The 12,353-nt window shown below is 39.3% G+C and carries 14 protein-coding genes; 10 read left to right on the top strand and 4 right to left on the bottom strand.

Annotated elements, in window-relative coordinates:
• Positions 1-117 precede the first annotated feature (117 nt).
• On the top strand, positions 118-240 hold the full coding sequence (locus tag IBX42_RS04455; protein WP_294929405.1) for a hypothetical protein: 123 nt from the start codon (positions 118-120) through the stop codon (positions 238-240).
• Positions 241-354: 114 nt separating this feature from the next.
• Positions 355-1,320, top strand: a complete 966-nt coding sequence (trpS, locus tag IBX42_RS04460; RefSeq protein ID WP_294929408.1) for a tryptophan--tRNA ligase — start codon at positions 355-357, stop codon at positions 1,318-1,320.
• Positions 1,321-1,325: 5 nt separating this feature from the next.
• Here the strand turns inward: trpS and IBX42_RS04465 are convergent, their stop codons facing one another.
• The 3 genes from IBX42_RS04465 to hemB all read right to left on the bottom strand — a co-directional run bounded on the left by IBX42_RS04465 (position 1,326) and on the right by hemB (position 4,561).
• A complete protein-coding gene (locus IBX42_RS04465; protein WP_294929411.1) occupies positions 1,326-2,522 on the bottom strand; it encodes a multiheme c-type cytochrome in 1,197 nt (398 codons plus the stop codon).
• A gap of 1 nt (position 2,523) precedes the next feature.
• Positions 2,524-3,447, bottom strand: a complete 924-nt coding sequence (gene argF / locus IBX42_RS04470) for an ornithine carbamoyltransferase (protein WP_294929414.1) — start codon at positions 3,445-3,447, stop codon at positions 2,524-2,526.
• 136 nt (positions 3,448-3,583) lie between these two features.
• Entirely contained in the window at positions 3,584-4,561 is a 978-nt protein-coding gene (hemB, locus tag IBX42_RS04475; protein ID WP_294929416.1) for a porphobilinogen synthase, read from the bottom strand.
• 69 nt (positions 4,562-4,630) lie between these two features.
• Between hemB and ribA the strand changes: the two genes are divergently transcribed.
• Genes ribA through IBX42_RS04505 form a run of 6 tightly spaced genes read left to right on the top strand, consistent with a single transcriptional unit; the run spans position 4,631 to position 8,112 of the window.
• Positions 4,631-5,194, top strand: a complete 564-nt coding sequence (gene ribA, locus IBX42_RS04480) for a GTP cyclohydrolase II (protein WP_294929418.1) — start codon at positions 4,631-4,633, stop codon at positions 5,192-5,194.
• 16 nt (positions 5,195-5,210) lie between these two features.
• Positions 5,211-5,792: a 16S rRNA (guanine(527)-N(7))-methyltransferase RsmG gene (gene rsmG, locus IBX42_RS04485; protein WP_294929420.1), complete on the top strand. Its 582-nt coding sequence runs from the start codon at positions 5,211-5,213 to the stop codon at positions 5,790-5,792.
• A complete protein-coding gene (locus IBX42_RS04490; protein ID WP_294929422.1) occupies positions 5,789-6,019 on the top strand; it encodes a PP0621 family protein in 231 nt (76 codons plus the stop codon). The genes rsmG and IBX42_RS04490 overlap by 4 nt, the downstream gene beginning before the upstream one ends.
• A complete protein-coding gene (locus IBX42_RS04495; protein ID WP_294929425.1) occupies positions 6,016-6,411 on the top strand; it encodes a hypothetical protein in 396 nt (131 codons plus the stop codon). The genes IBX42_RS04490 and IBX42_RS04495 overlap by 4 nt, the downstream gene beginning before the upstream one ends.
• Positions 6,412-6,439: 28 nt before the next feature.
• Positions 6,440-6,877 carry a DUF3365 domain-containing protein gene (locus IBX42_RS04500; protein ID WP_294929428.1) on the top strand — a complete coding sequence of 146 codons (438 nt, stop codon included), beginning with the start codon at positions 6,440-6,442 and terminating at the stop codon, positions 6,875-6,877.
• On the top strand, positions 6,853-8,112 hold the full coding sequence (locus IBX42_RS04505) for a bifunctional diguanylate cyclase/phosphodiesterase (protein ID WP_294929430.1): 1,260 nt from the start codon (positions 6,853-6,855) through the stop codon (positions 8,110-8,112). The genes IBX42_RS04500 and IBX42_RS04505 overlap by 25 nt, the downstream gene beginning before the upstream one ends.
• Here IBX42_RS04505 and IBX42_RS04510 read toward each other — a convergent pair.
• Positions 8,105-9,124 carry an alanine racemase gene (locus tag IBX42_RS04510; RefSeq protein ID WP_294929433.1) on the bottom strand — a complete coding sequence of 340 codons (1,020 nt, stop codon included), beginning with the start codon at positions 9,122-9,124 and terminating at the stop codon, positions 8,105-8,107. The genes IBX42_RS04505 and IBX42_RS04510 overlap by 8 nt on opposite strands.
• A 16-nt stretch (positions 9,125-9,140) precedes the next feature.
• Here IBX42_RS04510 and IBX42_RS04515 point away from each other — a divergent pair, with 16 nt between their 5' ends.
• Together IBX42_RS04515 and IBX42_RS04520 are read left to right on the top strand one after the other, a co-directional pair.
• Positions 9,141-10,136, top strand: coding sequence for an agmatine deiminase family protein (locus tag IBX42_RS04515; RefSeq protein ID WP_294929436.1), 996 nt, complete (start codon positions 9,141-9,143; stop codon positions 10,134-10,136).
• A gap of 182 nt (positions 10,137-10,318) precedes the next feature.
• Positions 10,319-12,301 carry a TonB-dependent receptor gene (locus IBX42_RS04520; RefSeq protein ID WP_294929439.1) on the top strand — a complete coding sequence of 661 codons (1,983 nt, stop codon included), beginning with the start codon at positions 10,319-10,321 and terminating at the stop codon, positions 12,299-12,301.
• Positions 12,302-12,353 lie beyond the last annotated feature (52 nt).

Genomic DNA, 12,353 nt, shown 5'->3' on the forward strand with positions numbered 1-12,353 from the left:
AGAGTGCCTATTTTAGCCAAATAGTAGCGAAATAAAGCTAAAAAATGTATAATACCAAACTCAACTAACTATGCATACGCTAAACGATTGTATTGTATGTCGATGCGAGGCACAACTTTGCAGGAACTACTGGTAGTTTCAAGAAGTTGTAACGACACAGCGGCGTACAATACAATCGCCCGAAGGGTAAAAGAGAAGCTATTATCTACTTCGTTGTATCTTTTTGGATTAACCGGTTAGTCCTGCAAAGATACGTCTCATAGCTAATAGCTTCTCTTTTATTTATCGTATATATAGTTAGTTGAGCTTGGTATAATACCACAAATAAAATTTAGAAATTTTTGGAGTAGCTACATGAGAGTTTTGACGGGAATTCAGCCATCGGGAGATCTTCATATCGGGAATTATTTCGGTTCAATAAAGCAGATGGTAGAAGCTCAAAATGAGAGTCAGACTTTTGCTTTTATAGCAAACTACCATGCCATGACAAGCGTGAGCAACGGCAAACGTCTCGGTGAGCTTACAATGCAGTGTGCTACTGACTTTTTAGCTCTTGGCATTGACCCTAAAAAGTCAGTCTTTTGGGTTCAATCAGACGTAAAAGAGGTGCTTGAACTTTACTGGGTTTTATCCTCCTTTACTCCGATGGGCTTACTTGAGAGAGCGCACAGCTACAAAGATAAAACGGCAAAGGGAATCGCGGCAAACCACTCTCTTTTTTCATACCCTGTTTTAATGGCAGCGGATATACTGCTCTATGGCTCAGAGGTTGTTCCCGTCGGAAAAGACCAGATTCAACATGTTGAGATTGCCAGAGATATCGCTATCAAATTCAACAACCAATATGGAGATATTTTAACTATTCCAGAGTTTAGAGTTCAAGAAGAGGTACAAACCGTTCCGGGAATTGACGGGCAGAAGATGTCAAAAAGCTACAAGAATGTCGTAAATATCTTCGGAGATGAGAAGAGCCAGCTAAAAACCATCAAAAAAATCGTCACCGAAAATGTTGCCGTGGAAGAGCCAAAAGAGTATGAAACATGCAATGTTTACAATATGGCAAAACTCTTTTTAGAGGGAGAAAATCTAAAAGCGTTGCAAGAGCGCTACAAAAGAGGCGGCGAAGGGCACGGGCATTTTAAAGTCTATTTAGCAGAGGTTATGTGGGAGTACTTTAGAGAGTATAGAGAGAAAAGAGAGTACTTTGAAGCACATCAAGACGAGGTCAGAGATATTTTAGATATGGGTGCAATCAAGGCAAGAGAGGCAGCACTTCCCACCATCGAGAAGATAAGAAGCGCTACTGGGATAAAATACTAAGTTTGCTATTTTAAAGATATTGATTTAGATGCTATAAAGAACTTTTGTGACCAGATAGGCTCTCTTAAATCGAGTAGCGAGTGGACTTCATTATTTACCAAACGGTAATAGAGTGTCACTTCAACTCTGTCTGCTCCTCTTTGAACCGGAGTTTTTAGCACTCTTTTTCCATTAGCAGGCACACTTAAATCATCTGAAGAGCTCACGGCAAGGTGCGGAATTGTCGCTTTGCCTCTTTTGTCTTTATAGTAAGTCGTCAAAGAGAGTGCTTTTGTCTCTAAAACCTCATCGCTCTTCTTAAAAACAAGTTCTGCTATTATCTCTCTTGAACCAAATCCGCTAGGTATATTGTGTGGATTTGAATTTATTATAGATATAAAAACCTCTTTTTTCTTCTGCTCTACCTTTAAATCAAGTGCGCCCTCCCACATAGTATCGGTATGTGCGCCCGGAAATGCATGTCCTCTTACTTCTCTCTCTTTTGGCTTTTTGTTGTCTATTCTTAAAGTTGCCGCGATACCCTGTTTTTTTGACCCCATATGGCAATCAACACAAAGCTTGCCTCCATCAACATACTCTTTTTCCATATTTACAAAAACAAAATCAGAGGCAGATCTGTCGTTTGCATGACATACGAAACAGAGCTTATTGGGGTCTTTATCCATATACTCCCTATGCTCAACTTTATGATACGGAGACATTGCGTCGTCAAAAGGTCCTACCATAACACCGGATTTTGTCCACTCTACGCGGTTTATTCCTCTGACCGTCTCATCTTTGTCAGAGTATATTGCACCTATATTATGACAAACTACACAATTGATACCTTCGCTTATAACATCGCTCTCTAAGGCTTTTTCTACTTCTGAATCTTTATCAAGCCCCATAACGGCTATGATCTCATGCTCAATACCGGTACTTGTTACAGATATTCTTGGATTGTGACATGTCGCACACTGAACCTGCACACCGCTTAGGCTTTTTCTTGTTTTCTTGCTTACATAATCCGTAGTCGCTCTAAAGTACTCATTGTTTTCATAATGACTTTTTGCATGCCAAGAGTGCTCCCACTCATTTACTATATGAAGATGGCATGCTTTGCATTTTGTAGAATCACTAAATCTATCGTCTACCTCAACCGGCTCTGCTGCGAATAGAGTTGATATCGATATAGCAGCAATGATTAATAATTTTTTTTTCAATTTATCCTCTTTTCCTATCTAACCAGACCATCAACCCTTTTTGGGCATGAAGTCTGTTCTCGGCCTCTTTAAAGACTATCTCTGAGTGTTTTTCAAAAAGTTCTTCGCTCACCTCTAAACCTCTATAAGCAGGAAGACAGTGTAAAAACCTAGCTCCATCCTGCGCAAGAGACATCATCGCATCATCAACCATAAAACCTTTAAAAGTCGTGATGCGCTCCTCTTTTTCACTCTCCTGCCCCATGGAAACCCATGTGTCGGTCGTAACGACAGTCGCACCGGCAACTGCCTTTTCTGGGTCATTCATAACTTTTATAACCGCCCCGCTCTCTTTAGCAAAAGCAAGAGTCTCTTCAAGTACTCCGCTATCCGGCTCATAACCTTTGGGAGTAGCTATACGAAGCTCAAAACCAAGCTTTGCGGCAAGCATCATCCATGAGTGAGTCATATTGTTTCCATCACCCACGTATGCAGCCACTATGTTTTTATCCATACCGTACTCTACTAAAGTCATATAGTCAGCGAGAAGTTGTACGGGATGATATGAGTCTGTAAGTCCATTTATAACAGGAACTTTTGAGTAGTGTGCAAACTCCTCTATCATGGAGTGCTCGAAGGTTCTTATCATTACCATATCGCACATGCTTGAAATAACACGTGCCGTATCTTTTATGGGCTCGCCTCTGCCTAGATGGATATCACGGTTTGAGAGAAAAAGTGCATGACCGCCGAGCTGAAACATTCCAGCCTCAAAGCTGACGCGCGTTCTTGTAGAACTTTTCTCAAATATCATAGCAAGCGTTTGATTTTTAAGCTCTTGATTGTAAATTTTTGCTTTTAAATTTTTCTTGATGGAGAGTCCTGTCTCGATAATCTCAAGAATCTCCTCTTTTGTAAAATCTTTTAGTGTTAAAAAATGTCTCAAAATATGCCTTAAATTTTTTAAGATTTTCTGCCTCATTAGAGGCAAGCTTTAGTGTCATAGCGACTAGCGTAGCAAAACGGGCTTTGCTCATTTTGCGTTCAATAAGTTGTAAGCCGTAAGTTTATAGTAATTATCTTTAAGATTGCTTTTTTAACATCTTTGCAACCTCTTTTGCGTGGTAGGAGATGATGATATCCGCACCTGCTCTCTTGAAAGCAATCATTGTCTCCATAACAACTCTCTCATAGTCAATAAGCCCGTTCTTACCCGCCATCTTAAGCATCGCATACTCTCCACTTACATTGTAAACTGCCATCGGAAGAGATGTGTTGTCTTTTATCTCTCTTACTATGTCCAGGTACGCAAGAGCAGGTTTTACCATAAGTATATCAGCGCCCTGAAGCTCATCAGATATACTCTCCGCTACAGCCTCTCTTCTGTTTGCAGGATCCATCTGGTAGGATGCACGGTCGCCGAAACTCGGAGTTGATTCTGCCACGTCACGGAAAGGTCCGTAGTACCCTGAAGCAAATTTTGTCGAATAGCTCATAATAGGAAGGTTCTCATATCCCGCGCCATCAAGGGCGTCTCTGAGTGTAGCAATGATTCCGTCCATCATGCCAGATGGTGCTATCATGTCGGCACCCGCTTTTGCATGAACGACAGCCTGTTGTGCGGAAATTTTAAGTGTTGCATCATTGTTTACAGTTTCTAGTTTTTCATCAATAATCCCGCAGTGCCCATGATCCGTATATTCACAAAAACACAAATCGGTTACGACAAACATATCTGGATGTGCCTCTTTTACGGCGCGGATTGCTTTAGCGATGATTCCGTGTTCGCACAAAGAGTCTGAACCGATGGAGTCTTTTACATCAGGAATACCGAAGAGAATGATGGAGCAGAGTCCCAATTTTTTTATCTCGCCGCACTCTTTTAAAACCTCATCTATACTCATCTGAAATACACCCGGCATAGACGCAACCTCTGTTTTAATCCCCTCGCCCGAACGGACAAAAAGCGGATAGATAAAATCATTCACAGTGACGTTCGTCTCACGCACAAGCGAGCGAAGATGGGAGTTGAGGCGGGTTCTACGAAATCTTTGAAACATTATTAAACCTTTTTAGCTATAATTTTGAAAATATTTTACCGTCTTAAAGTAAAAAACAGGGCATTTTAATTGAATATAAAAATTTCAGAAGTAGCAAATTTGCCGACAGAGTTTGGTGATTTTAAAGTTAAAGTCTTCAAAGAGGGTCACAAAGAGCATCTTGTCATTTTCAAAGAGAAGCTAGAAGAAATTCCAGTAGTAAGAGTACATTCGGAGTGTCTAACCGGCGATGCAATAGGAAGCCTCAAGTGTGACTGCGGAGCACAGTTAGAGTACGCTCTCATTATGGCGTCTCAAACAAACGGAATGGTTATTTACCTCAGACAAGAGGGAAGAAACATAGGACTTTTAAACAAGATAAACGCCTATGCGCTACAGGACGTGGGGTTCGACACCATAGAGGCAAACCATCAACTTGGGTTTGAAACAGATGAGAGAACTTATGAAATGGTAACTTTTATTCTTCACTACTTCAATATAGACAGGATTAAACTCTTAACGAACAACCCAGACAAAATAAAATCGATAAGCGGTATTGAGATAGTAGAGCGCATTCCAATTATCATGAAATCAAACCCTCACAACGAAGCATATTTAAACGTAAAAAAAGAGGGCATGGGGCATCTGCTTTAAAAAAAAGGATACATTTTTGAATTTAAAATCACTGCTCCTAGAGCAAAAGATTGCGTTGCCCGATAACTTTTTTGACAATATCGCCAAATATAAAGAGCACCTCTTTAAGTGGAACAAAGTACACAACCTAACGGGTGCCAAAGATGAAAAAACCGTAGATAAGTTTATCTACGACTCCATATTTCCTATAACCTTTTTGCCAAAGTGCAAAAATCTTCTTGATATCGGCACAGGAGCCGGCTTTCCGGGGTTAATCCTAGCCATGGGACTTCCCAATACTGAAGTTACGCTTGTTGAACCTCTGGCAAAGAGAGCAAGTTTTTTGCAGTTTATCAAGGCGGATTTGAATCTTGCAAATGTTCGAGTTGTCAAAAAAAGAGTCGAAGAGATGCCGAGTGAAATTTTTGATCTTGTAACCTCAAGAGCCGTTACCGATACCCAGATGCTTTTAAAGTTGAGCGAGAACTTTAGAGACAAAAACTCAAAACTTCTTTTTTATAAAGGAGAGAGAGTGTATGATGAAGTTTCACAAAATATAAAACACAGAGTAATAAAAACAGAAAATAGACACTATTTGCTTATTGGGGAAGATGTATGATACTAAAAATTTTACTTGTAGTGGGCGTTATTGCGTTCGTCTACTTTATGTTTATCAAAAAAAGACCGACTATAGCAGAGTCAAAAGATGAGCAAAAAAAAGAGAAACCACAAAGTAGTGAGATGGTGGAGTGCCCATCATGCGGCGTCTACTGCTCACTGGATGATGCGATTTTAAGTAGCGGCAAATATTACTGCTCAAAAGAGTGTGTGGAGAAGAAAAGTTGATATTTTTCGGACATAGATTTTTAAAAAACGAAAACTTCTACCATATTTTTGATATAGACTCCATTCTCCATACTCCGCCCTCTTCTACCATCTACGTAGAGTTTGATGAAAAAAATCTAGACATCATCAATCATGCCGTTATAAACTCTCTCAAAGTTGCCATATTTGCAAAAAATATAAGAGAGATACTTTATGCATCTTCTCTTGGCGCTTCATATATCGTGGTAGAAAAAGAGCTTGCAAAGAGCGCCCAAAACATTGCAGAGAACTATCTTTTTGACGCAAAAATATTGGCTCTTACAGAAAATGAAGATGAGATTGAGGAGCTTGCTCTTCTGGGTGTTGATGGAGCAATCTTCTCTAACGCAATTATAAAAATTTCATCTTCATGATACAAAAATACTAAATACGGGAGGAATTGTGAAAAGTTTTTTAAATGACAAAATTTTAAAGACTATCCCCGTTGTATTTTTAATCGCTATTCTGCTTAAAATTACCTACTCTTACTTTGAGGCAAAAGAGAGGGAGTACGAATTTGCAAAAAAAGAGGCTGAAGTTTTAAACAGCTATGTAATTGAGAGCAGATACTACTACCAGAAGCTTTTTTTAAACGGCAATCTTGAGATAAACGAAAAGACTCTTCCGGCACTTCCTGCTTTTAGTTCTCCCATAATATCTGAAAATTTTTCTAAAAACAATCCTCTCAACATAAGCGTAAAAACAGTCTCAGACAGAGCTAGAAATGCTAAAAATCAAGCCGATAAAGATGAGCTAAAAGCTATAGAGTTTTTCAAAAAAAACAGAGATGAGACTGCCTATTTTAGCAATGGAAGGTGGCAGAGAAGACAAAAGAGTTAAAAGACTCTTTTTTATATGACAGACTGACTCATCTACCAAACAGACTGAAACTAATCGAAGATATTTCACAAAACAAAAATAGCAAATCACTACATCTTGCACTCATCAACGTAGATGCTTTTAAAGATATAAACGATCTCTACGGCTATGAGATAGGCGATGAGATTCTTATTCAAATAGCAAAACGCATTAGAGAAGTTTGCAAAGGTTCAAACTTTGTCTACAAGTTGCCAAATGATGAGTTTGCGATATTTACAACCATGCCCATAAGCGATGAAGAGTTTTTTGTTACGATTAAAAAAATGCTTAGCACAATAAGCGAGACAAAGTTTTTCGTAGCGGAGCAGTCAATATTTATAACATTTAGCTGCGGGATTGCCTCAAATCAAGAGTCGCTTTTAATCAAAACAAACACTGCTCTTCAAATCGCTAAAAAACACTCAAAAAGCATAGTTGTCTACAATGACTCACTTGATGCAAAGGAGCAGATTATAAAAAATATGGATGCTCTTTTGCTCCTTAAAAATGCCATAAAATACGACCTCATTACTCCATACTACCAACCCATCTATAACACCGGAACAAAAAAGATAGAGAAGTATGAGGCACTGGCAAGAATTATAACAAGCAGCGGTGAAGTTATCGCACCTTTTGTCTTTTTGGATATTGCAGTAAAGTCGAAACTATACCCGGAGATAACAAAAGCCATAATTACAAAATCGTTTGAGTTTTTTAGAGATAAAAATTTAGAATTCTCCATAAATCTCTCTATCGTTGATATTCAAAGTAGAGAAATAATGAAATTTATCTTGAGCAAGATTCAAGAGTTTAGCCAGCCTCAAAGAGTGGTTTTTGAAATTCTTGAAAGCGACAAAATTGACGACTATGAAGAGATAAAAGGTTTTATAAAAGAGGTTAAAAAGTATGGCTGCAAAGTGGCGATTGATGATTTTGGAAGCGGATACTCCAACTTTTCGCATATCTTAGAGCTAAATGTTGATTATCTAAAAATTGATGCATCGCTCGTAAAGTTCGTTACCACCGATGAAAACTCAAGAGTTATAGTAAAAACCATTATAAACTTTGCTTCCAATCTAGGGCTTAAAACAATTGCCGAGTTTGTGGAAGACAGAGACTCTCTGGAACTTTTAGAGAAGATGGGAGTCGATTTTATTCAAGGATATTACGTCGGAAAACCCCAGAGCGGACTAAATAGCAATTTTGAATCTATATAACCACTCTTTTAATCTCAGGTTTTAGAGAGGTTAAAACCTCATAGCTGATTGTTTTTGCATACTTTGCCACCACTCTGGCATCACTAAAGACCAAAAGCTTCTCTTCGCAGCCGGCAAAAGTGCTATTGTCCATCGATATTCTGCCAAGAAGCTCGATACCCTCAGGCGTCTTGTACCCCTCTTTTGCGCAACATCTCAAAAAACCATCCCCATAACCAAACTCATAGTTGCCTATAATGCAATCAGATGCAGCGGTATACTCTCCGCCGTAACCTACTCTCTCCCCCACCTTTAGCTCTCTTTGAGATATTTTATCTGCCCAAAGAGATAAAACAGGCTTGAGCTTCTCCATATGTAGCGCTTCTGGCAGCTCTAAGCATCCATAAGCGGCTATGCCGACCCTTGCCATATCTTCGTCAAAACTCTCATGTCTAAAGAGAGAGGCAGAGTTAGAGGAGTGAAACCGAAGCGTGCCAAAACCGTACTTTTGAGAGAGTCTTTGTGACTCCTCTTTTACTGTTTTAAAGTTCTCTTTTTGCCAAAACCACTCGCTTGTAAGCTCATCGGCGCTTCTGTGGTGGGTAAAGACCGCTTCAAGAACCAGTTTTGCATCTTTTATTTTTACAAAAGCCTCTTCAAGCTCATTTATGTCTATGCCGTTGCGGTGCATTCCGGTATCTACTTTTAACTCAACCCTGCAGCCCTGAGGGAATCTCTCGATGCTATTTATATCATTGATTGTATATCTTATTTTATCGTTCTTTGAGAGAGGAATCTCTGCCAAGACTAAGATATATTCAAAAAAATCGCAGACTGCCTCAGCCTCTTTTGCTGTGCGCACGACTGCTTTTTTGACTCCGCCCTCTTTTGCCAAAGATGCCATCTCCAAAAGTCCATGTCCGTACGCATTATCTTTCAAAACAAGAGCTATTTTATCTCTTCCTTTGGTACTTTTAGCGATAATATCGAGATTATTAAAAAAATTGTTTTTATTTAAAATTATGTAAGCCATAAGGGAATTATAGCAAATGAGAAGACTAATTGCAGAGTTTGAAGAACAGAGTTTTACACAAATTATATTTCCTCATGAAAATAGCGACTGGGCTCCATATCTGCAAGAGGCGCAAGATACTTTTGTAAACATAATTAACGAGATTACAAAGTACCAAGAGTGCCTAGTTGTCTGCAACAGTGTAGAGAGCGTAAAGAGCAGACTTAAAAACACTCAAAATCTCTACTTTGTAGAGTATGAAACAAACGACACATGGGCTAGAGACTGCTCTGCTCTTTGCATCGAAGATGACAACACTACCAAAATGCTCGATTTTACCTTTAGTGGATGGGGCGGAAAGTTTGAGGCTTCAAAAGACAATGAGATGAGTGCAGCGATAAAAAGATGCTACGACAAAGAGCTTAAAAAAATAGACCTTAGCTTGGAGGGCGGCGCTATTGAGAGCAACGGAATCGACACTATCCTTACAACCTCGGCGTGCATGTTAAACAAAAACAGAAACGCCTCTCTAAATAAAGAGCTGATGACAAAAAGGCTTCGAGAAGAGTTTGGGATGAGCAGGATTTTATATCTCAACCATGGCTATTTGGCAGGCGACGATACTGACTCACATGTAGATACTCTGGCTAGGTTTATCGATGAAAAGAGCATAATGTACGTTCAGTGCAAAGATGAGAGCGACGAGCACTTTCATGAACTAAAACTGATGGAAGAGGAGCTAAATGTATTCTCAAAAGAGTACGGATTTAGACTTATAGCACTTCCGATGACAGATGCATGTTACTTTGATGGGGAGAGACTTCCTGCAACATACGCAAACTTTTTGTTTGTAAACGGCGCTGTGTTAGTCCCTACTTACGGTGTCAAGCAGGATGAAGAGGCGTTAGAGATTTTTAGAAAAACATTCCCCGACAAAGATATTGTGGGAATCAACTGCTTCTCGCTTATAAAACAGCACGGCTCACTTCACTGCGTCACTATGAACTTTGCTCGCGGAGTCCTCCTCAGCTAGGATGGCAAATCCGCTATACATCAAATAAGCTCCAAGGCTTAACCCAAAAACTATTAAAACTACTCTTTTTATCTTCTCTATTTTACTCATAGTGAAATTCTAGCAAAATTTTGTCAATTCTTAACATTTACGTAACACTATCTTTATATAATACATTAATTTTAAAAATTAAGGTTGATTATATGATAAACAGAAAAATCATTTCGCTATCGTTGATAACGGCAGCTCTTTTAAGTGCAAATGAGATAGAGCTCCCTAAAATCAGTATTGAGTCCACCACAATCACAGAAGTAAGCCAAAATGCCCAGCTCTCTGCCGATTTGGCGCAGGCTCTAAGTTCTAGCGCACCTAGTATCGACATGAACAGAAGAAGCGGTATCGCAAATGATATCTACATTCGCGGTCAAAAAAGAGACAATATCTCCGTTGATGTTGACGGTACAAAAGTTTGCGGTGCATGTATTAACAGAATGGATCCGCCTATCTCACATATCGTTACAAACCAGATTGAAGAAGTAGAAGTAGTCGAGGGACCTTATGACGTTGAAAACTTCGGAACTCTTAGCGGCGGCTTAAAGATAACGACCAAAAAACCGACAGAAGAGCTCAAGGGAGAGGTAAACTTCGGTCTTGGGAGTTGGGGTTATAAAAAAATAGGTGCTAGTTTTAGCGGCGGTACGGAGAGAATCCGCGCACTTCTTAACTTTTCACATGAGTCAAGCGGGCAATATGAAGACGGCGACGGAAATACTATAGCAGAGCAGATTGACCAAGCTATCTTAGATGGAGCAGCTCCTGCAGCAACTGCTTACCAAGCCAAATACCACGATATTGAAGCTTACACGAAAAAAAGCGTTATGACTAAAATCTATATAAAGACTCTTGAAGATCAGGAGCTTCGTCTAAGCTATACGGGAAATAGAAGCGATGATGTACTTTATGGAAATTCAAAAATGGATGCTGCGTACGATGACTCGAATATCTACAGCATTGAGTACAACATTGACAACTTGACAAACAACTACAAAAATCTCAATATACAGTACTACTACTCAGACGTTGACCATCCGATGGATACAAAGTTTAGAGTCTCTGGTAAAACAAATTATCAAACAAACCATCTCAAAACATCTATGCAAGGAGTAAAGCTAAAAAACAGCTTTGAGCTAGACTCTTATAAGTTTTTACTTGGTCTTGATGGAACCAGAAGAACATGGGAGGGTGAAAAATATGGCACTGATGCAACTACGGGAGTTGAGAATGCACATGTGGTGAGTCTCACACACACGCAAACAGAAAACAAAGCAATCTTTGCAAAAGCAGAGAAGAGTTTTGGCGATTTAAAAATAGAAACAGGTGCAAGATTTGACTCAACTGAGATAACGCCGGATGATCCAAGCAAAAGCGCAAACGACTACAGTGCGCTTAGCGCAAACATCATGACCACGTACACACTTAGTGCGCAAAACAAAATCTTTTTGGGTATTGGTTCATCATCACGCGTGCCTGATGCAAGAGAGCTCTATCTTGGTACTCCTCAGATAGGAAATGAAAATCTTAAACAGACAAAGAACAGAGAGATTGACCTTGGATATGAAGCAACATATGAAAGTTTCACTCTTAAAGCAAAGACTTTTTACTCAATGCTTGAAGATTACATCTACTACACAAAAAGTACAAACAGCTTCAACAACATTAACGCAAGTGTTTACGGTGCAGAGTTAAGCGGCTCCATCTATGTAACGGACGCTCTTGTAATTAGCATGGGAGCATCGTACAAAGTCGGCAAAAAAGATGATGTTGCAGCAGGAGTAGATGAAGATCTCGCAGATATTGCACCTTTAAGAGGAAATATTTCTCTAGACTATGAGTATATGAACAATTCGATAGCGACTCTTGAGATGCAGGCTTCGGATAATTGGGATAAGATAGACAGCGACAACGGTGAACAAAAACTTAGCGGCTGGAGTATCTACAATGCAAAAATCAAACATACCCTCGACAAACATGTGCAAATAAGCGTTGGTGTTAACAACATTTTTGACAAAACATACGCAGCATCAAACACTTATGCAGATTTAATTCTCTTAACTGCAGGAGCAGACACTATGCTCCTAAACGAACCGGGAAGATACTTCTACACAAATCTTACTTTTAAATTCTAAGACTTTTTTTCTACATGCAATCTACATGTAGAAAAAAATAAAGCACCTTTTT

This window comes from Sulfurimonas sp. (assembly GCF_014859695.1).
Lineage (GTDB): Bacteria > Campylobacterota > Campylobacteria > Campylobacterales > Sulfurimonadaceae > Sulfurimonas.

Coding starts and splice junctions, on each gene's coding strand:
- trpS (WP_294929408.1), top strand. CDS start 355: ATGAGAGTTTTGACGGGAATTCAGCCATCGGGAGATCTTCATATCGGG.
- hemB (WP_294929416.1), bottom strand. CDS start 4,561: ATGTTTCAAAGATTTCGTAGAACCCGCCTCAACTCCCATCTTCGCTCG.
- IBX42_RS04490 (WP_294929422.1), top strand. CDS start 5,789: ATGATACTAAAAATTTTACTTGTAGTGGGCGTTATTGCGTTCGTCTAC.
- IBX42_RS04510 (WP_294929433.1), bottom strand. CDS start 9,124: ATGGCTTACATAATTTTAAATAAAAACAATTTTTTTAATAATCTCGAT.
- IBX42_RS04515 (WP_294929436.1), top strand. CDS start 9,141: ATGAGAAGACTAATTGCAGAGTTTGAAGAACAGAGTTTTACACAAATT.
- IBX42_RS04520 (WP_294929439.1), top strand. CDS start 10,319: ATGATAAACAGAAAAATCATTTCGCTATCGTTGATAACGGCAGCTCTT.